At 43.9% G+C, this 24,590-nt stretch carries 19 protein-coding genes and 2 tRNA genes; 17 read left to right on the plus strand and 4 right to left on the minus strand.

The features are described from left to right. Nucleotides 1-78: 78 nt before the first annotated feature. Together ACHUFI_RS07310 and ACHUFI_RS07315 are read left to right on the plus strand one after the other, a co-directional pair. Nucleotides 79-1,182, plus strand: coding sequence for an efflux RND transporter periplasmic adaptor subunit (locus ACHUFI_RS07310; RefSeq protein WP_394247707.1), 1,104 nt, complete (start codon nucleotides 79-81; stop codon nucleotides 1,180-1,182). 8 nt (nucleotides 1,183-1,190) lie between these two features. Beyond that, a complete protein-coding gene (locus ACHUFI_RS07315; RefSeq protein WP_394247709.1) occupies nucleotides 1,191-4,280 on the plus strand; it encodes an efflux RND transporter permease subunit in 3,090 nt (1,029 codons plus the stop codon). A gap of 52 nt (nucleotides 4,281-4,332) precedes the next feature. Here ACHUFI_RS07315 and ACHUFI_RS07320 read toward each other — a convergent pair whose 3' ends face one another. Beyond that, nucleotides 4,333-5,622 carry a peptidoglycan DD-metalloendopeptidase family protein gene (locus ACHUFI_RS07320; protein WP_394247711.1) on the minus strand — a complete coding sequence of 430 codons (1,290 nt, stop codon included), beginning with the start codon at nucleotides 5,620-5,622 and terminating at the stop codon, nucleotides 4,333-4,335. A 129-nt stretch (nucleotides 5,623-5,751) separates the two neighbouring features. Between ACHUFI_RS07320 and tyrS the strand changes: the two genes are divergently transcribed. Next, nucleotides 5,752-6,939, plus strand: coding sequence for a tyrosine--tRNA ligase (tyrS, locus tag ACHUFI_RS07325; RefSeq protein WP_394247713.1), 1,188 nt, complete (start codon nucleotides 5,752-5,754; stop codon nucleotides 6,937-6,939). Nucleotides 6,940-7,355: 416 nt separating this feature from the next. Next, a complete protein-coding gene (locus ACHUFI_RS07330; protein WP_394247715.1) occupies nucleotides 7,356-8,201 on the plus strand; it encodes a magnesium transporter in 846 nt (281 codons plus the stop codon). 21 nt (nucleotides 8,202-8,222) lie between these two features. Here the strand turns inward: ACHUFI_RS07330 and dacB are convergent, their stop codons facing one another. Both dacB and ACHUFI_RS07340 read right to left on the minus strand, forming a co-directional pair. Then, entirely contained in the window at nucleotides 8,223-9,629 is a 1,407-nt protein-coding gene (dacB, locus tag ACHUFI_RS07335) for a serine-type D-Ala-D-Ala carboxypeptidase (protein ID WP_394247717.1), read from the minus strand. Between the two features lie 95 nt (nucleotides 9,630-9,724). Further along, complete coding sequence (locus ACHUFI_RS07340; RefSeq protein ID WP_394247719.1) at nucleotides 9,725-10,747, minus strand: porin; 1,023 nt, start codon at nucleotides 10,745-10,747, stop codon at nucleotides 9,725-9,727. A 538-nt stretch (nucleotides 10,748-11,285) separates the two neighbouring features. Between ACHUFI_RS07340 and greA the strand changes: the two genes are divergently transcribed. Further along, nucleotides 11,286-11,759 carry a transcription elongation factor GreA gene (gene greA / locus ACHUFI_RS07345; RefSeq protein WP_394247721.1) on the plus strand — a complete coding sequence of 158 codons (474 nt, stop codon included), beginning with the start codon at nucleotides 11,286-11,288 and terminating at the stop codon, nucleotides 11,757-11,759. 77 nt (nucleotides 11,760-11,836) lie between these two features. Here greA and yhbY read toward each other — a convergent pair whose 3' ends face one another. Further along, nucleotides 11,837-12,133: a ribosome assembly RNA-binding protein YhbY gene (gene yhbY / locus ACHUFI_RS07350; RefSeq protein ID WP_394247723.1), complete on the minus strand. Its 297-nt coding sequence runs from the start codon at nucleotides 12,131-12,133 to the stop codon at nucleotides 11,837-11,839. Nucleotides 12,134-12,261: 128 nt separating this feature from the next. Between yhbY and rlmE the strand changes: the two genes are divergently transcribed. The 12 genes from rlmE to truB all read left to right on the plus strand — a co-directional run bounded on the left by rlmE (nucleotide 12,262) and on the right by truB (nucleotide 24,447). Continuing rightward, entirely contained in the window at nucleotides 12,262-12,891 is a 630-nt protein-coding gene (rlmE, locus tag ACHUFI_RS07355) for a 23S rRNA (uridine(2552)-2'-O)-methyltransferase RlmE (RefSeq protein WP_394247725.1), read from the plus strand. 106 nt (nucleotides 12,892-12,997) lie between these two features. Continuing rightward, nucleotides 12,998-14,953: an ATP-dependent zinc metalloprotease FtsH gene (ftsH, locus tag ACHUFI_RS07360; RefSeq protein WP_394247727.1), complete on the plus strand. Its 1,956-nt coding sequence runs from the start codon at nucleotides 12,998-13,000 to the stop codon at nucleotides 14,951-14,953. A gap of 81 nt (nucleotides 14,954-15,034) precedes the next feature. Then, nucleotides 15,035-15,865 carry a dihydropteroate synthase gene (folP, locus tag ACHUFI_RS07365; RefSeq protein WP_394247729.1) on the plus strand — a complete coding sequence of 277 codons (831 nt, stop codon included), beginning with the start codon at nucleotides 15,035-15,037 and terminating at the stop codon, nucleotides 15,863-15,865. A 29-nt stretch (nucleotides 15,866-15,894) separates the two neighbouring features. Beyond that, nucleotides 15,895-17,235 carry a phosphoglucosamine mutase gene (gene glmM / locus ACHUFI_RS07370; protein WP_394247731.1) on the plus strand — a complete coding sequence of 447 codons (1,341 nt, stop codon included), beginning with the start codon at nucleotides 15,895-15,897 and terminating at the stop codon, nucleotides 17,233-17,235. A gap of 251 nt (nucleotides 17,236-17,486) precedes the next feature. Beyond that, nucleotides 17,487-17,819, plus strand: a complete 333-nt coding sequence (gene secG, locus ACHUFI_RS07375) for a preprotein translocase subunit SecG (protein ID WP_394247733.1) — start codon at nucleotides 17,487-17,489, stop codon at nucleotides 17,817-17,819. Nucleotides 17,820-17,838: 19 nt separating this feature from the next. After that, nucleotides 17,839-17,922, plus strand: a tRNA-Leu gene (locus ACHUFI_RS07380). Nucleotides 17,923-17,974: 52 nt separating this feature from the next. After that, nucleotides 17,975-18,051, plus strand: a tRNA-Met gene (locus ACHUFI_RS07385). Nucleotides 18,052-18,275: 224 nt separating this feature from the next. Further along, complete coding sequence (rimP, locus tag ACHUFI_RS07390) at nucleotides 18,276-18,731, plus strand: ribosome maturation factor RimP (RefSeq protein ID WP_137355459.1); 456 nt, start codon at nucleotides 18,276-18,278, stop codon at nucleotides 18,729-18,731. A 35-nt stretch (nucleotides 18,732-18,766) separates the two neighbouring features. Then, entirely contained in the window at nucleotides 18,767-20,254 is a 1,488-nt protein-coding gene (gene nusA, locus ACHUFI_RS07395) for a transcription termination factor NusA (protein ID WP_394247735.1), read from the plus strand. Nucleotides 20,255-20,274: 20 nt separating this feature from the next. Continuing rightward, nucleotides 20,275-22,965 (plus strand): translation initiation factor IF-2, encoded by a 2,691-nt coding sequence (gene infB / locus ACHUFI_RS07400; protein ID WP_394247738.1) that lies wholly within the window; start codon nucleotides 20,275-20,277, stop codon nucleotides 22,963-22,965. A gap of 115 nt (nucleotides 22,966-23,080) precedes the next feature. After that, nucleotides 23,081-23,494, plus strand: coding sequence for a 30S ribosome-binding factor RbfA (gene rbfA, locus ACHUFI_RS07405; RefSeq protein ID WP_137355462.1), 414 nt, complete (start codon nucleotides 23,081-23,083; stop codon nucleotides 23,492-23,494). After that, nucleotides 23,494-24,447: a tRNA pseudouridine(55) synthase TruB gene (gene truB / locus ACHUFI_RS07410; RefSeq protein ID WP_137355463.1), complete on the plus strand. Its 954-nt coding sequence runs from the start codon at nucleotides 23,494-23,496 to the stop codon at nucleotides 24,445-24,447. The genes rbfA and truB overlap by 1 nt, the downstream gene beginning before the upstream one ends. The last annotated feature ends 143 nt before the right edge of the window (nucleotides 24,448-24,590 follow it).

Genomic DNA, 24,590 nt, shown 5'->3' on the forward strand with positions numbered 1-24,590 from the left:
TAAAGGCGATGTATCAGGAAGTTACGTCTCGTCAACCATTTAGCTTTGAATGAGCTAAAGACCATAGGAAGGACTCGTATGCCCAATATCTTTATTGGTACTTTTTTCTCAAAAAGACCGTGGCTTGTTTCGATTTTATTAATCGCATTGTTGTCTACTTGGTTAGGATTAGGTGTGCTTCATGCTGAAGAGCCAGTCACCAAGAAAAGCAGTGATGTCCCTTTAGCAAAGGTCTCTTTTCAAACTTTCTTAGCGCAAGACACTTCTAAGTCCATCGACCTTTATGGCCGAACTGCTCCAGATCGACATGCAAGATTAGGCGCTGAAGTCGCAGGTAAAATCTTGCGGCTTAATGTCGCTAAGGGAGATACCGTAAAATCTGGCCAGGCGGTCATTCAAATAGATAAAGGCGATCTCTCGATCCAACTGGAAAGAGCGAAGGCCTTACTGAGCCTAAAACAAAAAGAGTTCAAAGCCGCACAGTCCCTAAAAGATCGTGGCCTTCAAGGTGAAATTGCGTATTCCTCCGCTCAAGCTGCCTTAACAGAAGCAAAAGCGGCAAAGAGCAATGCGGCATTAGCGTTAAGTAATACAACGATTCGTGCTCCCTTTTCCGGCATTGTTCAAGACATACAGGTAGAAGTCGGGGATTTTGTCGGAGTAGGAGATCCTGTTGCTGGGATCATCGACTTAGACCCGTTAGTCATTGAAGCTGATGTCAGTGAAAGACATATCCAACAGTTAGTGAACAAACAAGCCGCTGAAGTACGTTTGTTAGGAGGAAATCACGTTGAAGGGACGCTAAGGTACATATCGCGTATATCGTCTCCGTCCACAAATACTTTTCCGATCGAGATAGAAATTGCTAACTCAGACAGAAAGCTTCCTGCTGGAGTCAGTGCGGAAGTTTCTTTGAACCTAGCAACGACGCCTGCCATCAAAATTACACCGGCAATGCTCGCGCTTGACGAAAGCGGTAACCTTGGTATTAAGACCATCCAGCCAAAAGAAGGTAAGCAAATCGTCCAATTTGTGCCTATTCAGTTAGTCAAAGCAGAACAAGATGGGGTTTGGCTCACTGGGTTGGGAAGCAAAGTTGACATCATTACCGTTGGCCAAGGGTTTGTACGTGATGGTGATGAAGTGATTGCAGTTAGACAGTCAGATGAATTGGCTCAATAGGAGTAAACATGTATTCACTTATTGATGCTGCGATTTCTCGAGCTCGCACTATGCTGACATTATTGTTGCTCATCTTGATTGCGGGTGTCGGCACTTATATCGCGATACCAAAAGAATCTAGCCCAGATATCACCATTCCGATCATTTATGTTTCTGTTGGGCACCAAGGGATCTCTCCCACCGATGCAGAGCGTTTATTGGTCCGCCCAATAGAGCAAGAGCTTCGTTCTATTGAAGGTGTCAAAGAGATGACCTCGACGGCAGCTGAAGGGCATGCTTCGATTATGTTGGAGTTTAACGTTGGCGCTGATCTCAGCAAAGCGATGGCAGATGTGCGAGATGCGGTCGATCTGGCTAAGCCAAAGTTACCAGCCGACAGTGATGAGCCAACAGTCAACGAAGTGACTCTAGCTTCTGAGCAGCCAGTCCTATCTGTAGTGCTATATGGCACCATGCCAGAACGAACGATTGTTCATATCGCGAGGCAGCTGCGAGATAAGCTAGAAAGTTATCGCCAAATATTGGAAGTCGATATTGCAGGCGATCGAGAAGACATTGTTGAAATCATTGTCGATCCGCTATTGATGGAAAGCTACAGCTTAGATCAAGCCGATATCTATAACCTAATCGCGCTGAATAATCGGGTGGTAGCGGCGGGGTTTGTCGATACAGGCTATGGTCGATTTTCTGTCAAAGTCCCATCGGTTTTTAATTCTCTAAAAGATGTTTTAGAGCTTCCAATTAAGGTTGATGGTAAGCAGGTAGTAACGTTTGGAGATGTCGCTACGGTAAGGCGAGCATTTAGAGATCCAGAGAGTTTTGCTCGGCTGGATGGTAAATCTGCGGTCGTATTAGACATAAAGAAGCGAGCAGGCGAGAACATCATTGAAACGGTCGAGTTGGTCAAAGCTGTCATGGCCGGAGCTCAGCAAAAAGAGGATTGGCCCAGTAATCTATTGGTGAAATACACCTGGGACGAGTCCAAGGACGTTAAGATCATGCTGAATGATCTACAAAACAATATTCTGTCGGCGATCATTCTGGTGGTCATTGTCATCATTGCGATCCTTGGCGTTCGTACTGCCTTACTGGTGGGCATCTCTATTCCTGGCTCATTCCTAACAGGTTTACTCGTGCTGTCTTTGTTTGGGTTAACGGTGAATATTGTGGTGCTGTTTTCACTCATTATGGCCGTTGGCATGCTGGTGGATGGAGCCATTGTGGTAACCGAGTTTGCTGACCGAAGAATGCAGGAAGGAATGCCAAGAAAAGAAGCTTATAGAGACGCTGCGAAAAGAATGGCTTGGCCGATTACGGCTTCAACAGCCACGACCTTAGCGGCATTCGCTCCTCTATTGTTCTGGCCTGATATCACCGGTGAGTTTATGAAGTTCTTACCACTCACTTTGATCGCGACGCTTACAGCATCATTGGTGATGGCTCTTCTGTTTGTTCCAGTATTGGGAGGATTAATAGGTAAGCCTCAATATGTCTCCGGGAGTAATCAAAAGCAGATGCTTACGCGGTATGATGGTGATTTTGGACAGGCTAAGGGATTAACTAAGGTCTATTTTCATACCCTATCATTGGCTATTCAGCATCCTTTGAAGATCTTATTAGGCGCTATTCTACTCACTGTTGCGGTTGGGTTTACTTACGCAAAAGCGGGGCTTGGCGCAGAATTTTTCCCTGAAGTGGACCCTCCTTATTTTAATGTCAAAGTTCGCTCTCATGGTGACCTTTCTATTCAAGAGAAAGACGTGATCATGCGCGATATAGAACAAATTATGTTAGGCCATGATGAGTTTGAAAGTATTTATACTCGGACCGGTGGGGACAATGAAATTGGTCAGATATCGATAACCCCCGTGGATTGGCAGTATCGCCGTTCTGTGAAAATGATTATTGAGGAACTGAAGCAAAGTACTGATCAATACGCAGGGGTCGAAATAGAATTCAAGTTTCCAGATGCTGGTCCACCGGTTGAAAATGATCTTGTCATTGAGCTGTCTGCTCGAATCCCTGATGAGCTCAATACTGCAGCCAGAGTCGTGAGAGAGTGGGCGGACAAGAATCAAGCTCTTATCAACGTTAGTGATACTGCCAGTAAGGATGGCATCGACTGGAAAATCGATATTCGTCGTGATGACGCGGCACGATTTAGCGCTGATGCGACACTGGTGGGTAATACGGTACAGTTTGTGACGAATGGTTTGAAGATTGGCGATTACTTACCTGACGATTCGGCTGAAGAAGTGGATATTTTAGTTCGTTATCCGGAAGAAAAGCGCGATATCGGTCGGTTTGATCAGCTCAGAGTAAAAACTCCGGCTGGATTAGTCCCTATTACCAATTTTGCTCAGATAGTGCCGGATCATAAACAAGATACGATCAAGCGTATTGATGGTGAACGTGTCATCAATATCCTTGCCGATATGGCAGATGGTTATAATTTGGCACTAGAACTTCCCAAGATCGAGCTAGCACTCGCTGAATTGGGACTGCACTCGAGTGTTGAATTTAAAATTCGAGGCCAAAATGAAGAGCAGGAAAATTCGTCGGCATTTTTGCAAAGTGCTTTCCTAGTCGCGTTAGCCGTCATGGCGTTAATTTTGATCACGCAGTTTAATAGTTTCTATCAGGCTTTTCTGATTTTGAGTGCTGTACTGTTTTCAACGGTTGGTGTTTTTGTAGGATTACTTATCTTTCAAAGGCCATTTGGAATCGTGATGTCGGGTATTGGGGTGATCGCACTAGCTGGGATCGTGGTGAATAATAATATTGTATTGATCGATACTTGCAACCAACTCTTGAAAAGAGGACTAGAGAAGCGAGACGCTATTTTGAGGACCGGGGTACAGCGTCTAAGACCAGTATTATTGACGACGATTACCACTATTTTAGGATTAATGCCGATGGTTCTGGAGATGAATATCGATTTGATTAATCAAAAGATAGAATTTGGCGCACCAAGTACTCAGTGGTGGTCGCAGTTAGCGACCGCTATTGCCGGTGGTCTGGCTTTCGCGACTGTTTTAACCTTAGTTTTGACGCCATGCTTACTGATGTTGGGGCGAAATAAAACGAAGGAAGGCTAATAACGGGTCTTCCCATACAAAAAAGCGACTTAAATTAAGTCGCTTTTTTATTTTAGTTAGTGGCGAGCAATTGCCCATATCTTTCCAGCTTATCCAATCGAATTTTAGAGTTCGCGACAAAGGTAGTTTTAGCTTTGCCTTTAAGTGATTTCGATTGGGGTAGTTTCACTGTCCGAGCATTTTTGTGAACGCCATTTACAAGGAATTCATAATGTAAATGAGGACCAGTAACTCGCCCGGTTCCCCCTAAGGTGCCTATCGTTTGCCCTTGTTTCACACGTTGTCCTGTTTTCACTAAACGCTTTTTCATGTGTAGATACTTAGTGATGTAAGTATTGCTATGACGAATGAAAACATAATTACCGTTGAACTGGTTGTACCCTGATTTTTGAACAATACCATCACCCGCAGCCCAAATCGGTGTGCCTACCGGTGCGGCGTAGTCGGTTCCTCTATGAGCACGAACCTTGCCCGTTACTGGGTGTTTACGGCGAGGATTAAAGTTTGATGTTACACGGCGAAAATCGATAGGGGAGCGCAAGAAAGCTTTCTTCATAGCTCGACCATTTTCATCGTAATAATTACCACTTTTATCATCTAAAATGGCAGTAAATGTGTCGCCTTGGTTTTGGAAAATAGCCGCGATAATTTTTCCGCGTCCAATTACTTCACCTTCAACAACTTTCTCTTGGTAGAGAATTTTAAAGTTGTCTTTGGCTCTAATATCTAATGCAAAATCGATATCCCAACCGAAGATTCCGGCAAGTTCCATAATTTGATTCGCAGTCAATCCTGCGTTGATTCCAGCATTCCAAAAGTTGGAGGTAATATCGGCTTGAGCGTAATTGTACTGATAGTTCACCTCTTTCTTATCGAATTCAGAGGTGAACTTATCGCCAGATTTGGTAATACGAAACGTTTCGAAAGCACTGAGCTGACGTTTAAGTTGGATAAGATCGTTATTTTCATCAAAACCGAATTGGAGCACATCCCCTGGGCGTAGGCGTGATAACTGGTCTTTAGTGTCTTTATTAGTATTCACTAAGTTATGGAGTAAACGTGGAGACAAGCCAATGCGTTTAAATAGAACAGCTGTGCTTTCGCCAGAGCGAACCGTGTATTTCTCCCAATTGAGTACTGCAGTCGGAGCGACATCTGCACCAGAAGCGAGTGCTTCAGCATTAATAGTGAGAGGGTAGTGTTTTCCGACTTTGAGGCGGTTTTCTGTATCTCGCAGGCTATTCGCGTCTGGGAGTAAGAAAAGAGCCACAAAAATTACAGCACTAAAGAATGCAATAAAAGCCCGGTGCAATAGGGGAAGGCGTGCAAAAATAGACAACATGTTCCGGTTCGTTCTGTAAATATTGTGAAAATAGACAACAGAATAGTTTAACTGGTTTCAAAATGCATCGCTATTCAAGTAAGATGTCGAACTATTATATTTTTGCCAAATCTGTGGGAGTGAACAAGAATGGCGAGTATTGAAGCTGCATTAGCCGAGATCAAACGTGGCGTAGAAGAGCTGATTCCAGAAGAAGAGCTAATCGCTAAATTAAAAGAAGGTCGTCCTCTACGTATTAAGTTAGGTGCCGATCCGACAGCGCCAGATATCCACCTTGGCCACACCGTTATTTTTAACAAACTGCGTGCATTTCAAGAGCTAGGCCATGAAGTAACCTTCCTTATCGGTGATTTCACTGCAATGGTTGGTGACCCATCAGGTAAAAACTCAACGCGTCCACCACTAAGCCGTGAAGACGTATTGAAAAATGCTGAAACATACAAAGAACAAGTATTTAAGATTCTAGACCCAGCGAAAACGCAAATCCGTTTTAACTCAGAGTGGTTATCTGAGCTTGGTGCTGAAGGCATGATTCGCCTTGCTTCTAATCAAACAGTTGCTCGTATGCTTGAGCGTGATGACTTTAAAAAGCGTTACGCTGGTGGTCAACCGATCGCTATCCACGAATTCATGTATCCACTTCTACAAGGTCACGACTCTGTTGCACTAGAGAGCGACGTTGAGCTTGGCGGTACTGACCAGAAGTTTAACCTACTAATGGGGCGTGAACTGCAAAAAGCGGCAGGTCAAAAACCACAAGCGGTACTGATGATGCCACTACTTGTTGGTTTAGACGGCGTTAAGAAGATGTCTAAGTCGGCACACAACTACATCGGTATTAGCGAAGCACCAAGCGAAATGTTTGGTAAGATCATGTCTATCTCTGATGATCTAATGTGGAGCTACTACGAGCTGCTGTCTTTCCGTCCACTTGAAGAAGTTGCTGAGCTGAAAGCTGGCGTTGAAGCGGGTAAAAATCCACGTGACGTTAAAGTTCTTCTAGCGAAAGAGATCATTGCTCGTTTCCATAGCGAAGCAGATGCTGACGCTGCAGAGCAAGAGTTCGTTAACCGCTTTGCTAAAAACCAAGTGCCTGATGACATGCCTGAGTTCGAATTTGAAGCGGGCCTACCAATTGCTAACGTTTTAAAAGAAGCGGGTCTAGTAAACTCGACTTCTGATGCGATGCGTATGATTAAGCAGGGCGCTGCTAAGCTTGAAGGTGAGAAGATCGCAGATAGCAAATTTGTACCTGAAGCGGGTACCGCAGTTTACCAAGTAGGTAAGCGTAAGTTTGCTCGTATTACTATCAAGTAATAATACACATCAATGATTAAACAAAAGGCATCTACGGATGCCTTTTTTATTGCTCTCTATTTATTGACAGGAATTTGACGAAGAATTTTTTGCAGGCTTGCTACACTATGCGCGCTGTCGAACTGACAGTAATTTTGGAGATTTTTATGAACAATACCGACCATCCTCCTAGTTTGAATGGAGAAGAATAACCTGTCTCGGTATTGATCTATTATCCTGCCGTTCAGGTAGGGTATCTTTGTTTTCCCCTCATTCTTTTCCACACTCTAGATTCTAACAAGTAGACACATCAGTGCTTTAAGCTCTTGGTGCGCTTAGTTATACGTTCTTGATGTATATAGTCATACGCTCTAGGTGTACTCGCTATAGGCTACTTGTTTTGATGGTCGTTACCTTTGCCAATCGGGAGATTCGCCATGACGGTAATGAACAACACTTTTTTATCTATTGAAGCTCTGTACTCAGAGCAAGACATCCAAGCGGTATCGAATGCATTTCAGCAATACGGGCGTGACCAGCAAGTCAGACTTCTGAACTGCATGCCGCTTGAAGATGCAGTACTTGTATTAGGGCAATGTTCTCTAAGTACGATTCAAGCTCTACTTAGTGAGCTAGAGGAGCAAGGCTTTGAAAAGCGCTCGCGACATCTAGCTCACCAACTAGGGCTAATCTATTCAGAGGCTGAGCCTCAACAGGGTTACCTTTCTACAGGTGTTCTGAGCCACGTCAGACAACGTATTGGTTGGATCATTGCGTTAGCACTGCTAGGTATCGTCTCTGGTCTTATCATCGCTCAGTATGAAGATGTCCTTAGCCAACTGGTACTGTTAGCTATCTATATGCCGGTCATCGCTGCAGCAGGGGGAAATACGGGAACCCAAGCCGCCACTTTGGTGATCAGAGCCTTAGCCACTGGTGAATTGAAGAAACGTCAGTGGGCCAATGTTCTATGGAAAGAGTTTCGAGTTGCTATTTGCTTAGCGCTAGCGATTGCGGTGGTGATGATTGGGCGTATTTTACTATTTAGCGAAAACCAATCGACAGGTGGTTATGACATCAACATGATTGCTTTCGCTATCGCGGTAGCGCTGTTTATTCAAGTGACCATATCAACAGTGCTTGGCGGTGGGTTGCCTATTGTCGCTCGCTTATTCAAGCTAGACCCAGCAGTGTTGGTTAGTCCGGTTTTAGCTTCGATTGTCGATATTTCAGGGATGTGGATCTACTTTACCGTAGTGAACACCTTTCTTGGTATAGCCTAGAAAAGTGTTCACAGGCTTAGACTAGTTGGACTGGCTAAATTTGATTATGTCGTTATAAAACGCTTTTTCGAACTGTACAATTGGGGCTACGACAGGAATGTCGTTGTCCCTTTTTTGTGGATGGTAGTCACTCACAAACTGAACGAATAAGCTACTAGGGCTTCCGTGCTTATCTAGACCATAGCCCGCCATGTTATAGCTGCCGTAAAGCGAGCCACTTTTTGCAAGGATTTGTCCTTCGATAGGTGCCTTTCTCATACTCGAACGATACTTTAATGTGCCGCTTTGCCCAGACGTGGGTAATGCATCAATCAAACCTAGTTCGTCATTATGTTTCCAAATATAGCGAAGTACCTGACTCATATCATTTGACGTCATACGGTTGTTTCTTGATAAGCCAGAGCCATCAGCCAATTGGGCATTTCGTATATCAATCGATGCTTTCGTTAATAATATTTGTTTAATCGCTTCCGTTCCATTGTTGAAGCTTCCCGCTTGAACGTAGAAATGCCCACCTAACGCTTTTGTTAGATTGTCTGCAATTAAGTTATCGGATTTTTTTAGCATGATATCGAGCAACTCGGGGAGTTTGACTGATTGATGAGTCGCAATCAGTAGTGGCTTAGCTCTATTTAAAGGCTGACCAATCAATACATCTCCGTCAAAATTTATTCTCAGTTCTTTAACTAATTGTTGGACGATTTCTTGGGCATAAAGCTCGGGGTTCTGAATCGCAAATTTAAGTGGTAAAGGCTTTTTACGTTCAACTAAACATCCTGATAAGCGATATTGATTATTTGGGGAGGTAATTAGCTCAAGATCGCACTGAGTGGCTTTTTGACCTGATTTCGAAACCGTAGATGCATGGGTGGCAACATCAATTGGGTAGTGTGCAGGTATGTAAACGCGGGTGTTTCCATCTTGCTGTGTGTAGATGGAGGCTTGTGCACAGTTTTCGTCTAGCGTAATGGCTGTTGCTGGCGCACTGTAACAGACCCCCAGAATATCCCAAGGCCACCCAACCGCTCTTTGATAGCCTGTGAATGCGCTATTATCCAACCAAATATTTCCCTTAATGGTGTTAGAGGATCGCGCAGAATACTGCTTCAATAGCTGTTTAATGTGTTCTCTGGTTAAGGTTGGATCTCCACTGAACAGAATGACAGCATCAGAACCCTGTTTGTACATCGCAGTGGAAAATTGAAACTCGTCACCCAATTCTAGTTTTGCGGCCAAAGCTGTCACGAGCTTTAAGGTACTCGCAGGTGGGTACAGTTGCTGCGTATTGAGTTTCACTTGATCGGTTGAAGTGGAAAGTGATTCTAGAACTAAACTCGAGCGGCTTCCTTCAGGAAGATAAGACAACGGTGTGTAGGCAAGGGTGCTAAATGAAACACACGCTAATGTTAGGGCAGCTATCAATCGCATAGTGACTATCAAAGTAATGAAGGTTAAATCTAGTATACAGATATAAAAAACGCCTGCTATAAAGCAGGCGTTTTAGATTCTTAGTTAAGCTTCAATTAGAAGTCGTAACGTAGACCTAGAGCTAGTTCGTCTTCAGCTTGAGCTGAAGTTGCACCCGAGTTGCCAGCACCTACTGAACCGTACGTATCACCTTTAGAAATAAGGTTGAAGTTGTACGATACGTAACCGCGGAAGTTAGGTTTGAAGTAGTATGTTGCATCTACTGCTACATTGTCAGCTGATGTAGCACCATCAGTTTCAGCATTGTTGTAAGTAGTAGAGAAAACTGTTTGGCCCATAGTGTAAGCTGCTGCTAGCTCGTAACCAGTGTAATCGCCATTGTCTTTTGCTTTTTCGCCATCAGTAAATACACCCGCGAAGTATAGGTCGCCCATAGTGTAAGAACCCGCTAGCATGTATTCGTTCATCTCTGCTTGATCTGCGTAACCAGCACCTAGTTTGATGCCTGTTTCACCAATAGCGTAGATACCAGATAGAGAGTAACCATCAGCTTCGTTATCACCAAAGTGATCTGTAGTATCGCCAGAGTCTACTGGAGTACCGTCAGCTTTTAGTTCAGTGCGGTCTGCAAAACGGTAGCTTGCTTTCACGCTTAGGTCTTGGAATTGACCTTTGTAAGACAGCATGTTGTCTGTACGGTCAGCGACAGCTAGTTTGTCTGCTGCAGAGTTACCGTGGTATGCCATGATATCAGTGAAATCTGTGATTACGCCAAGTGCACCGTCGTTTTTACCGTAAGTTACTTCACCGAACTTACCGCCAAGACCTGCGTAGGTGTAACGGTTGTCTAGGTCAGAGCCGTCAGCGTTGTCTGCTGTAGTGAATTCACCTTCGTAGAAACCAACACCGTATAGGCCGTCTTGAATTTCAACTTTACCTAGGAAGTTAAGACGAATACGAGTTCTGTCTTCTGCTTTACCATCTTGCATAGATAAGCGAGCTTCTGCACGGCCACCCATGTCTAGAGAAGTACCGTCTTGGTTGTATAGCTCGGCAGCGTTTGCGCCAGTTGCTAGAGCAGCAGCTGATACAGCTAAAGCGATCATAGTTTTGTTCATGTTATATATCCTAATTACTGTCCATAAATAGATTTTATTATTCGAGAGATTTTATTATTCGAGGATATGCATCCTCTTTGTATTGCCTGTATAAATCAAGCTTCATATTCATGGTTAGAACATATTGAGAAACTTGCCAGTGCAATCCGTGAGTTACTTTTTACCCCTAAAGTTCCTGAATAGGTTAGTAAAATGATATAAATACAAGTTATGAACACTGTGCAATTGTTTTTTGTTTTTAGTTAAGGTGTTGAAATTTTGATGTTTATTGGATCTTACTGTGCGCTGGTAAATATGTATTTTTTAGCTTTTTTTATATCGATTTTTCGACGAAAATAGCGCCGTAAACAAAATGTCACATTTGTGATCTGTATTTTTTTGCTTTCAAATTATTGTTTTGGGTGATGTAAATTGAATTATGATGATTTACCTAAAAACTTTGTTTACACTAAGCAAAACGATTTTGTTATCTACCACTTAGCTAATACGCTGAGTGGATTTATTTTGTCCAAAGCTTACTTTGGAATAGAGGTAGAAAATGGAAAAGGTTCCAATGACTGTACGTGGTGAGCAATTACTACGTGACGAATTAGAAAGACTACTTAAGCAGCGTCCTATTATCTCAGCGGCGATTGGCGAAGCTCGTGAGCTTGGTGATTTAAAAGAAAATGCTGAATACCACGCTGCTCGCGAAGAACAGGGTATTTGTGAAGCTCAGATCCGCGATATTGAATACAAGCTGTCTGTTGCTCAAGTTATCGATGTAACACAAATGGAAAATACTGGAAAAATCATTTTCGGTACTACTGTTACTTTGATTGACGTTGATACTGATGAAGAAGTGAAGTACCAAATCGTTTCTGAAGATGAAGCGGATATTAAATCTGGTCGTATCTCAGTGAAATCACCAATTGCACGTGGCTTAGTGGGTAAGCATGAAGGCGATGAAGTTGTGATTTCAACACCTGGCGGTGAAAAAGATTTTGAAATCGACAAAGTAGAATACATCTAATCTAGCTAGATGATTTCTTGCAGATATTAAAAAAGGTCGCATCATGCGACCTTTTTTCTCACTATAGTAATATTAAATTACTTACGTGGGATTTCGATTTTGCGTTCTTCAGTTTGGCGGAACAGTACCAACACTTTACCGATGGTTTGTACTTTTTCTGCGCCTGTTTCACGAACAATTGCTTCGATAATCAATTGCTTAGTTTCACGGTCTTCTGAAGCAACTTTAATTTTGATCAGCTCATGGTGATCTAAAGCGATTTCGATTTCCGCTAGAACAGCTTCAGTTAGTCCGTTAGCGCCCATTAGCACAACAGGTTTTAAACTGTGAGCTAGGCCTTTTAGATGCTGCTTTTGTTTGGTGCTTAGGTTCATTACGCGGCCAATTTTCTTTACTATTAGGGTTGAAAAAACCTATTTTAACGCCATCTAATGCTGAAGACTATAATTTATTAGTCATAGTATTTAGCATTTCCGTTTTTACCCATCGTTTTAGGTATCTAATGAGTAAACAGAAACACTCGGCCAGCTCTGGTCGTTGGTTGAAGGAACACTTCGACGATAAGTATGCAAATGAAGCAAGAAAGAAAGGTTATCGTTCGCGTGCTTACTTTAAAATGGAAGAAATTCAATCTAAAGACAAACTGTTGGCTCCAGGTATGACAGTTGTCGATTTAGGTGCGGCTCCTGGCGGGTGGTCTCAATATGCTGCTAAGATTGTTGGAGATAATGGGCAAATCATTGCATGTGATTTATTACCCATGGATCCGATTGCTGGTGTAAGCTTTTTACAAGGCGACTTTCGTGAAGATGCAGTACTTGAAGCATTATTAGAAAGAATCCAGCCTGACATGGTTGATGTGGTGATGTCTGATATGGCACCCAATATTGCGGGTAACAATTCAGTTGATCAGCCAAGAGCTATGTATTTAGTAGAATTGGCGTTGGATATGTGTCGACAAGTTCTAGCCACAAATGGTAGCTTTGTTGTTAAAGTTTTCCAAGGCGAAGGGTTTGATCAATACGTTAAAGACGTCCGCGAGATGTTCAAAACCGTAAAGGTTAGAAAACCCGATTCTTCAAGAGCTCGCTCTCGTGAAGTGTTTATCGTAGCCACTGGTTACAAAGGTTAACGATTCAGTTAAACCTGAAAAGTTAACACTATAGCTACAGGTTACAAACTGTAGTACCCTACCTTTAATTACAATTAGTTATCGAGAGGCTGACACCTTGAGTGACATGGCAAAAAATTTAATTCTGTGGCTAGTTATCGCTGTAGTTTTGATGTCGGTATTCCAGAGCTTTGGCCCTGGTGAAAGTAACGGCAGAGCAGTAGATTACACCACGTTTGTACAGGAAGTTGGCCAAGGCCAGATTCAAGACGCGCAATTCAATAACAGTGAGATCACATTTACCCGTCGTGGTGGTGGTGCTAAGTATGTAACTTACATGCCTGTTTATGACCAAAAGCTTCTTGATGATTTAATTAATCAAAACGTTCGAGTTCAAGGTACACCACCTGAAGAGCAAAGCCTGCTAGGCACTATCTTCATTTCTTGGTTCCCTATGATCTTACTTATTGGTGTATGGATTTTCTTCATGCGTCAAATGCAAGGCGGCGGCGGTAAAGGCGCGATGTCTTTTGGTAAGAGCAAAGCTCGTATGATGAGCGAAGAACAAATCAAAACGCTTTTTGCTGATGTTGCGGGTTGTGACGAAGCAAAAGAAGATGTGAAAGAGTTGGTAGATTACCTTCGTGATCCAAGCCGATTCCAGAAATTAGGTGGTAAGATCCCTACAGGTATTCTGCTTGTTGGTCCTCCGGGTACGGGTAAAACGCTCCTTGCAAAAGCGATTGCTGGTGAAGCGAAAGTACCGTTCTTTACTATCTCAGGTTCTGACTTCGTTGAAATGTTCGTTGGTGTTGGTGCATCTCGTGTACGTGACATGTTCGAGCAAGCGAAAAAAGCGGCCCCTTGTATTATCTTTATCGATGAAATCGATGCCGTAGGTCGTCAACGTGGTGCGGGTGTTGGTGGTGGTCACGATGAGCGTGAGCAAACACTGAACCAAATGCTTGTTGAAATGGACGGCTTTGAAGGCAACGAAGGTATTATTGTTATCGCTGCGACTAACCGTCCAGATGTACTTGACCCAGCGCTACTTCGTCCAGGTCGTTTTGACCGTCAAGTTGTGGTTGGTCTACCAGACGTTCGTGGTCGTGAGCAGATCCTAAAAGTACACATGCGTAAAGTACCTCTCGCAGGTGACGTAGAGCCTTCTCTGATTGCTCGTGGTACTCCAGGTTTCTCTGGTGCAGACCTTGCGAACCTTGTGAACGAAGCTGCACTATTTGCTGCTCGTGGTAACAAACGCAATGTATCTATGGTTGAGTTTGAGTTAGCAAAAGACAAGATCATGATGGGTGCAGAGCGTCGTTCTATGGTGATGTCGGAAGAGACTAAAGAGTCAACGGCATACCACGAAGCGGGTCACGCAATTGTTGGTCGTCTCGTTCCTGAACATGATCCAGTGTACAAAGTGTCTATCATTCCACGTGGTCGAGCGTTGGGTGTGACGATGTACCTACCAGAGCAAGATCGTGTAAGCATGTCTCGTCAGCACCTAGAGTCGATGATCTCTAGCTTATATGGCGGTCGTCTTGCTGAAGAGCTAATCTACGGTAAAGATAAAGTATCAACAGGTGCTTCAAACGATATCGAACGTGCGACTGATATTGCTCGTAAGATGGTTACTCAGTGGGGCTTCTCGGAGAAACTAGGTCCTCTTCTTTACGCTGAAGAAGAAGGTGAGGTTTTCCTTGGCCGTAGTGTTAGCCAAACTAAACACGTATCTGATGACACGACAAAGCTTATCGATGAAGAAATTCGTATCCTGATCGACCGAAACTACGCACGAGCGAAGCAGATCCTTGAAGATAACATGGATATCATGCACTCGATGAAAGATGCGCTAATGAAGTACGAAACGATCGATGCGGGTCAAATTGATGATTTAATGGATCGCAAAGACGATATTCGTGAGCCGGCTGGTTGGGGTGATGAAGCAAAAGCTGAACCTGCAAAGGAAGAAGCGAAAGCCAAGCCAGAAGCTAAGGAAGAAGTGAAAGCGGAACAGCAAGACGCTGAAGATACTAAATCTGATTCTGAAGATACAGCGAATAAAGACTCTTAGTCTTTAAGGCAATAATGAAAACCCTGGGTTCTTGCTCAGGGTTTTTCTGTTTTTAGGCTAATGACCTTTAGAAGGGAACTCATGAACTTAAACGCAAATAATAAGACTCTCACTCTTGACCGTCCTCATATTATGGGCATTCTCAATGTGACGCCGGACTCCTTCTCTGACGGTGGGAAGTTTAACTCACTTGATAATGCTGTAGCACAAGCTAAAAAGATGATTGATACGGGTGTATCTATTATTGATATTGGTGGTGAATCGACTCGGCCGGGGGCGCCGGAAGTTTCATTACAGGACGAATTGGATCGAGTGATTCCTGCAATTAAAGCTATTAGAGCTGAATTTGATGTCTGGATCTCTATTGATACCAGTAAAGCCGAAGTGATGCGTCAAGCTGTAGCCGCTGGTGCTGACTTAATCAATGATGTTCGTGCTTTACAAGAACCTGATGCTCTAAATGTTGCTGCTGAAGTTGGCGTACCTATTTGTTTAATGCATATGCAAGGCCAGCCACGCACTATGCAAGCAAACCCAAACTATGAAGATGTGCTTCAAGATGTATCGAACTTTCTCGAAGAGAGGGTTGCTGCATGTGAAGAGGTAGGTATTGCGCGTGAGCAGCTTATTCTAGACCCAGGTTTTGGCTTCGGTAAGACGATAGAGCATAACTATCATTTATTGGCTCATTTAGAGAAATTCCATCAACTGGGTTTTCCGATATTGGCAGGAATGTCGAGAAAGTCGATGATATTTAAGCTCTTGAATAAGAATCCAGCTGATTGTATGGTCGCCAGTGTTACTTGTGCAACAATTGCTGCTCTAAAGGGGGCTCAAATAATACGAGTCCACGATGTAGAAGATACATTGGAAGCGATGAAAATCATTCAAGCAATGAATGATAATATTTGAGACGAAAATTTATAATAAGGAAACAATTCATGACGAATAAACGTCGTTATTTCGGCACAGATGGTGTGCGTGGCAAAGTAGGCCAATATCCGATCACACCTGATTTTGTTCTGAAGCTTGGCTGGGCTGCTGGTCGTGTACTTGCTAAACAAGGTACAAAGAAAGTTATTATCGGCAAAGATACTCGTATCTCTGGCTATATGCTTGAATCAGCGTTAGAAGCAGGCCTCGCTGCTGCGGGTCTTCAAGCTACATTTACTGGCCCTATGCCAACACCTGCTGTTGCTTACCTAACACAAACATTTCGTGCAGAAGCAGGTATTGTTATTTCAGCATCGCACAACCCTTATTACGATAACGGTATCAAATTTTTCTCTTCTGAAGGTACAAAACTTCCGGATGACATCGAGTTGGCTATCGAAGCGGAGCTCGACAAAGACATCGAATGTGTGGAGTCTGCTGAATTAGGTAAAGCCGTTCGTCTAAATGACGCTGCAGGTCGTTACATTGAATTCTGCAAGAGCACATTCCCGCATAAGATGACGCTAGCTGGTATGAAAATCGTGGTGGACTGTGCCCATGGCGCTACCTACCATATTGCACCTGCTGTTTTCAAAGAACTTGGCGCAGAAGTGATTGCAATGGGTGTAGAGCCAAACGGCACTAACATCAACCACAAAGTCGGTGCGACAGATGTTAAAGCCCTACAAGAGCGTGTTCTTGAAGAAAAAGCGCATCTTGGATTAGCGTTTGACGGTGATGGCGATAGAATCATTATGGTTGATGAACTTGGTCATAAAGTTGATGGTGACCAAATCGCTTACATCATTGCTCGTGATGCTTTGCGTCGTGGTGAACTAAAGGGTGGTGTGGTTGGGACTCTAATGACTAACCTAGGTATGGAAAACGGCTTGAAACAGCTAGGAATTCCATTTGTTCGTGCTGCGGTTGGTGATCGTTACGTCATGGAGCAATTGCTTGCGAAAGGTTGGAAAATTGGTGCTGAAAACTCTGGTCATGTAATCCTACTTGATAAAGTGACGACAGGGGATGCGATTGTTGCCGCATTACAAGTGCTTGCCTCTGTGGTCGATAGCGAAATGTCTTTGAATGAATTGTCTCAAGGTATGACTCTATATCCTCAGGTACTAGAAAACGTTCGTTTTAGCGGTGATTCAAATCCATTAGAAGCGGAAGCGGTGAAAGCAGCAGTCGTGGAAGTTGAAGCCGAGCTTGGTCAAAAAGGTCGAGTGCTATTAAGAAAGTCAGGAACGGAGCCTCTTCTGCGTGTAATGGTAGAAGGTGAAGATGCTGATCTAGTACAAAGCTCTGCTCTGAAAATTGCTGAAGCCGTAAAAGCAAGCTGTTAGATAGAAGTTTGCTACCACTGATCTTTATATGGAACGTGTGAAAGGTCAGTGGTTGATTGAACTTATGTTACTAAATGCTCTTTTTTTAGACGGTTGGGTCCATAAGTCCGTGTTTTTGACAATTTTCTCTTGTCAGCCTGTGAGGGTTTCGCTAGTATTGCTCGGCCTTCAGTTAGGAGGTCGCTAGCCTTGTTCTTGAAATTTATATTTCGAACGGCGCTGGCTCAACAATTAGGAACATAGGTGGAAAAATGTTTACAGTTCTACTTGTGATTTACCTGTTGGCAGCGCTTGGTGTAATTGGCCTAGTGTTGATTCAACAAGGTAAAGGCGCAGATATGGGAGCCTCTTTCGGTGCTGGTGCTTCAAACACAGTGTTTGGTGCTAGTGGCTCAGGAAATTTCCTAACCCGAATGACTGCAGTTTTTGCAACAACATTTTTTATCCTTAGCTTAGTGCTTGGTAATATGTCTACACATAAGACTGAGTCACAATGGATTGACCCTACTCAAGGTCAAGTTATCCAGCAAGCTGAAGATGCAGCAAGTGAAATTCCAGCGCAAGGCGATGAAATTCCACAATAAGCGATAAAAAGCTTTTGATGCCGAGATGGTGAAATTGGTAGACACGCTAGCATGAGGTGCTAGTGCCTTTGGTGTGAGGGTTCGAGTCCCTCTCTCGGCACCATTTTACAAACTTGTAAAACATCTTGTTGAGCGTATAATGCTCGCAAGTCGGACGCGGGATGGAGCAGCTTGGTAGCTCGTCGGGCTCATAACCCGAAGGTCGTCGGTTCAAATCCGGCTCCCGCAACCAATTCTTTTTTAGGTTTTGGTGGCAAGTTTGCGCAGTGTGAACCTCACTGCGAGTTAAGTGTTTATCATGTGATAAAACGCTTAACACATCAGGGTCCAGCAACAAAAACCCCGACTTATTCGGGGTTTTTTGTTATCTGTGCATTTGTAAAATGCATATTTGATAATGTTTGCTTGGAATTTAAATTGGGCTCTGAGCCCTTTTTTTGTTTCTGGAGTGGTTAAATGACTGGTTTAGAAAGACAACTTACTGAAATGCTTGACGCTCCTGTAGCGGCATCGGGTTATGAGTTAGTTGGATTAGAATTTATTCGTGCAGGTGAGCACTCAACGCTACGTATTTACATCGATTCACCAAACGGTATCAATGTAGATGATTGCGCTGAAGTGAGTCATCAAGTAAGTGCAGTAATGGACGTTGAAGATCCAATTTCAGTGGCTTATAACCTTGAAGTGTCTTCTCCAGGTTTAGAAAGACCACTGTTCAAAGCAGAGCATTACCAGCAATTTATTGGTCACGAGGTAAGCATCGTTTTGAAGATGGCTGTAGCAAACCGTCGTAAATGGAAGGGTGATATCCAATCTGTTGACGGTGAGACTATTACGGTATTGGTTGAAGGAAAAGAAGAAGAGTTCGTCCTTAGCAATATTTCAAAAGCTAACCTGATCCCTAAATTTTAGTTCTCCTAGAGAGAAGAGCTTAAGAGGCTAGATTAATGAACAAAGAAATTTTAGCGGTAGTAGAAGCTGTTTCTAATGAGAAAGCAGTTCCTCGTGAGCGTATTTTTGAAGCGCTTGAAATCGCGCTAGCAACAGCAACCAAGAAAAAAAGCGAATTTGAAATTGAAGTGCGCGTTGAAATTGACCGTAAAACAGGTGATTTCGAAACGTTCCGTCGCTGGGAAGCTGTTGAAGAAGTTGAATTTCCAACAAAAGAAATCTCAATTGAAGCGGCTAAGTACGATGATGAAAGCATCGAACTAGGCGGTTTTATCGAAGACGAAATTGAATCTGTAACGTTTGACCGTATTACGACTCAAACAGCAAAGCAAGTTATCGTACAAAAAGTGCGCGAAGCTGAACGCGCTCAAATCGTTGAGCAGTTCATCGACAACGAAGGTGAGCTAGTTACAGGTGTGGTTAAGAAAGTTAACCGCGACACAATCATCCTAGATCTAGGTAACAACGCTGAAGCCGTTATCCTACGTGATGATCAACTACCTCGTGAAAACTTCCGTCCGGGCGACCGTGTACGTGGTCTTCTATATGCGGTTAAGCCTGAAGCTCGCGGTTTCCAACTGTTCATCACGCGTTCTAAGCCTGAAATGCTGGCTGAGCTATTCCGTGTTGAAGTACCTGAAATTGGTGAAGAGCTGATTGAACTAAAAGGTGCTGCTCGCGATCCTGGTTCTCGTGCTAAAATCGCTGTTAAAACAAACGATAAGCGTATTGATCCTGTTGGTGCGTGTGTTGGTATGCGTGGTGCACGTGTACAAGCGGTTTCTGGCGAACTTGGCGGTGAGCGTATCGATATTGTTCTTTGGGATGATAACCCGGCTCAATTCGTTATCAATGCAATGGCTCCTGCGGATGTTGCTTCTATCATCGTTGACGAAGATGCACACTCAATGGACATCGCTGTTGAAGCAGATAACCTAGCACAAGCTATCGGTCGTAGTGGTCAAAACGTACGTCTAGCTTCTCAACTTACTGGTTGGGAACTTAATGTTATGACTGTTGCTGACCTGCAGAAGAAACACCAAGAAGAAGCGGTTGCTTCAATTGAAAACTTCATGAAGCACCTAGATATCGAGCAAGATTTTGCAGAGCTTCTAGTTGAAGAAGGTTTCTCAACACTTGAAGAAGTTGCTTATGTTCCAGTTAACGAGCTTCTAGAAGTTGATGGCTTGGACGAAGGCATCGTAGAAGAACTACGTAGCCGTGCGAAAGACGCACTAACAACTCTTGCTTTAGCGCAAGAAGAAACATTCGATGGCGTTGAACCTGCAGAAGACCTATTAGGTCTTGAAGGTCTAGAGCGTGAAATGGCTTACAAACTAGCGTCAAAAGGTGTAGCTACACTAGAAGACCTAGCAGACCAAGGTGTTGACGAGCTAGAAGGCATTGAAGGCCTAACCGAAGAACGCGCTGGTGAGCTAATCATGGCAGCACGTAATATTTGTTGGTTTGGCGACGAAGAATAATTCAGCAAGGAGAGAGCGGTATGACACAATTAACAGTTAAAGCACTGAGTGAAGAGATTGGCACGCCAGTTGACCGCTTAATTGAACAACTTGCTGATGCAGGAATGAAGAAAGCAGGATCGGATCAAGTTTCAGATGCAGAGAAGCAAACACTTCTAACTCACCTGAAGAAAGAACACGGTGACACTACTGGTGAAGCTGAACCGACTCGCTTAACTCTTCAACGCAAGACCCGCAGCACACTAAGTGTTGCCGCTGGAGGCGGTAAGAGTAAGGATGTTCAAGTAGAAGTACGTAAGAAACGTACTTACGTGAAGCGCAGCGCAATTGAAGATGAAGCAAAACGTGAAGCTGAGGAAGCAGCTAATCGTGAAGCTGAAGAGAAAGCACAACGCGAAGCTGAAGAGCAAGCGCAACGTGCAGCTGCAGATAAAGCACAACGCGAAGCCGAAGAAAAAGCGAAACGAGAAGCGGATGCAAAACGTGACGTTGAAGAAAAGGCTAAACGCGTACAAGCTGAAAAGGCTAAGAAAGACATGAACGCAAAAAATGCAGACACTAACGCGCAAGCGAAGAAAGAAGCTGATGAACTAAAACGTCGTCAGGAAGAAGAAGCTCAGCGTAAAGCAGAGCAAGAAGCGGCTAAGCTAGTTGAAGAAGCGCGTAAACTAGCTGAAGAAAATGAAGCTCGCTGGTCTGAAGAAGAGAAGAAGAAGAAAGAACAAGAGAAATCTGCGGATTACCATGTAACCACTTCTACTTACGCTCGTGAAGCAGAAGATGCTGCGGACCAAAAAGAAGAAAAAGCGCCTCGTCGTCGTAAAAAGAAAGCGGCACCTGCTAACCAACCTGGTAACAACCGTGGCGGTCGTAACCAACGTGGTCGTGGCGGCAAAGGCAAACTGGCTAAGCCAACTTCAATGCAGCAAGGCTTCGATAAGTCTGCGACTGTAGCTAAATCTGATGTTGCTATCGGTGAAACTATCGTAGTTTCTGAACTAGCAAGCAAAATGTCAGTTAAAGCAACTGAAGTAATCAAAGTAATGATGAAGATGGGCGCTATGGCGACTATCAACCAAGTGATTGATCAAGAAACAGCGCAATTGGTTGCTGAAGAAATGGGTCACAAGGTAATCCTACGTAAAGAGAACGAACTGGAAGAAGCAGTACTAGCCGATCGCGACAGTGATGCAATTGCTGAAGGTCGTGCTCCAGTTGTTACTATCATGGGTCACGTTGACCACGGTAAAACTTCTACACTTGACTACATCCGTAAAGCACACGTTGCTTCAGGTGAAGCGGGCGGTATCACACAACACATCGGTGCATACCATGTAGAAACAGAAAACGGTATGATCACTTTCCTTGATACTCCTGGACACGCGGCGTTTACAGCTATGCGTGCACGTGGTGCTCAAGCGACAGATATCGTTGTACTTGTAGTAGCAGCAGACGATGGCGTAATGCCACAAACAATCGAAGCAATCCAGCACGCAAAAGCGGCGGGTGTACCTCTGATTGTTGCAGTGAACAAGATCGATAAAGAAGACGCGAACCCAGATAACGTTAAGAACGAACTAGCTCAATACGACGTTATTCCTGAGGAATGGGGCGGCGAAAACATGTTTGTTCATATCTCTGCTAAACAGGGTACAAACATCGACGGTCTTCTAGAAACGATTCTTCTACAGTCTGAAGTTCTTGAGCTAACAGCTGTTAAAGAAGGCATGGCTTCTGGTGTTGTTGTTGAATCTCGCCTTGATAAAGGTCGTGGTCCAGTTGCAACTGTTCTAGTTCAGTCTGGTACTCTAAACAAAGGCGATATCGTACTTTGTGGTCAAGAGTACGGCCGTGTTCGTGCAATGCGCGATGAGAACGGTAAAGAAATCCAAACTGCAGGTCCTTCTATCCCAGTAGAAATTCTAGGTCTATCTGGTGTTCCAGCATCAGGTGACGAAGCGACTGTGGTACGTGACGAGCGTAAAGCACGTGAAGTAGCGAACTACCGTCAAGGTAAATTCCGCGATGTTAAACTAGCACGTCAACAAAAAGCTAAGCTAGAGAACATGTTCTCTAACATGGCTGCTGGTGAAGTTGCTGAGCTTAACGTTGTTCTTAAAGCGGATGTTCAAGGTTCTGTTGAAGCAATCGCAGATTCTCTACGTAAACTTTCTACTGAAGAAGTGAAAGTGAACATCGTTGGTTCTGGTGTTGGTGGTATTACTGAAACTGATGCAGTACTTGCAGCGGCTTCGAACGCTATCATCCTAGGCTTCAACGTACGTGCTGATGCAACGGCTCGTCGTACAGTTGAGAACGAAAACCTAGATCTACGTTACTACTCAATCATCTACCAACTAATCGATGAAGTGAAACAGGCGATGGGCGGTATGCTTGCACCTGAATTCAAACAAGAAATCATCGGTCTTGCTCAAGTTCGTGACGTATTTAAGTCGCCTAAGCTTGGTGCAATCGCAGGTTGTATGGTTACTGAAGGTCTGATTAAGCGTAACAACCCAATCCGCGTACTTCGCGAAAACGTTGTTATCTACGAAGGTGAACTAGAGTCACTACGTCGCTTTAAAGATGACGTTCAAGAAGTTAAGAATGGCTACGAGTGTGGTATCGGCGTTAAGAACTACAATGATGTTCGCGTTGGTGACCAAATCGAAGTATTCGAGATTGTTGAAGTAAAACGTACTCTTGATTAATTGACTAAAATTACTAATGTAATCTTTTATAGATAGTTGGTAATTGGTTGTTGAATACGCCATGGGGGGCTGGTTACGACCATCCCCCCATTCTTTCTATTAGTGAGAAAAGAAAATGTCAAAAGAATTTAGCCGCACGCAACGTGTGTCTCAGCAGCTTCAAAAAGAGCTAGCTTTAATCCTTCAACGTGAGGTGCGTGATTCACGCATCGGCATGGTGACGATTTCAGACGTAGAAGTGTCTCGTGACTTAGCTTACGCAAAAGTGTTCGTGACTTTCCTATGTATTGGTGAGCAAACGCCAGAATCTTGTCTAGCAGCTCTTAAAGAGCATGAAGTGCCAATTCGTATGGCTCTTGGCAAGCGCATTCGTCACCGCCTAACGCCAGAGGTTCGTTTTACTTACGACAATACTTTGGTTGAAGGTATGCGTATGTCTAACTTAGTAAGTGAAGTACTAAGTGAAGATAAACGTAAGCAGCAAGAAGCTGGCCGTGATGAAGGTACTGAACCAAAAGGTGAAGAGTAATGGCTCGCCGTCGTAAAGGTCGCCCGATTAACGGGGTAATTCTATTAGATAAGCCAACTGGCATTTCATCTAATGATGCACTGCAAAAAGTAAAGCGTATTTACTTTGCAGAGAAAGCGGGGCACACCGGTGCTCTGGATCCTCTTGCGACTGGCATGCTGCCAATTTGTCTTGGTGAAGCAACGAAGTTTTCTCAGTTTCTTCTGGATTCTGATAAGCGTTATGTTGTGATTGCTAAGCTTGGTGAGCGTACCAATACTTCTGATTCTGATGGTGAAGTGGTTGAAACTCGCGAAGTGAACGTGACTCAAGAACAACTTGAGCGCTGCATTGAAAGCTTCAAAGGTGAAACTGACCAAGTTCCATCAATGTTCTCGGCGTTAAAATACCAAGGTAAGCCGCTGTATGAATATGCGCGTGCTGGTATCGAAGTGCCTCGTGAATCGCGTAAGATCACTGTGTACTCTATTGAACTGCTTCGCTTTGAAGGTGATGAAGTAGAGATGGAAGTTCACTGTTCGAAAGGTACTTACATCCGCACTATCACTGATGATCTGGGTGAGATGTTAGGTTGTGGCGCTCACGTGACCATGCTTCGTCGTACTGGTGTTGCGAAATACCCTTATGAACGCATGGTAACCTTAGAGCAGCTAAACGAGATCCTTGAACAAGCGCAGGAGCAAGAGATTGCACCGAAAGAGCTGCTTGATCCACTGCTGATGCCAATGGACACTGCGGTAGAAGACCTGCCGGAAGTTAACTTGAATGCAGAGCTGACTGATCTTGTTCAGCATGGTATGCCAGTTCAGGTTTCTGGTGCGCCAACTGAAGGTACGGTTCGCATGACAAGTGGTGAAGAGAAGCTGTTTGTGGGTGTGGCTCAGATTGCCGATGATGGCCGAGTAGCACCTAAGCGATTGGTGGTTTTTAGAGAAGAAGAACCGCAAGCGTAATTAAGTCGATACTTAGCCTATTTGATAAAAAGCGAATGCCGATAAATGGTATTCGCTTTTTTGTTTATTAGCTGTTCAATTGTTATTGCTCTGTAAGGGAAACTTCCCTATAATCCTCGGCTCGCGTAGCGGCTGAATCAGAG

It is taken from the genome of Vibrio profundi (assembly GCF_043642225.1).
Classification (GTDB): domain Bacteria; phylum Pseudomonadota; class Gammaproteobacteria; order Enterobacterales; family Vibrionaceae; genus Vibrio; species Vibrio profundi_A.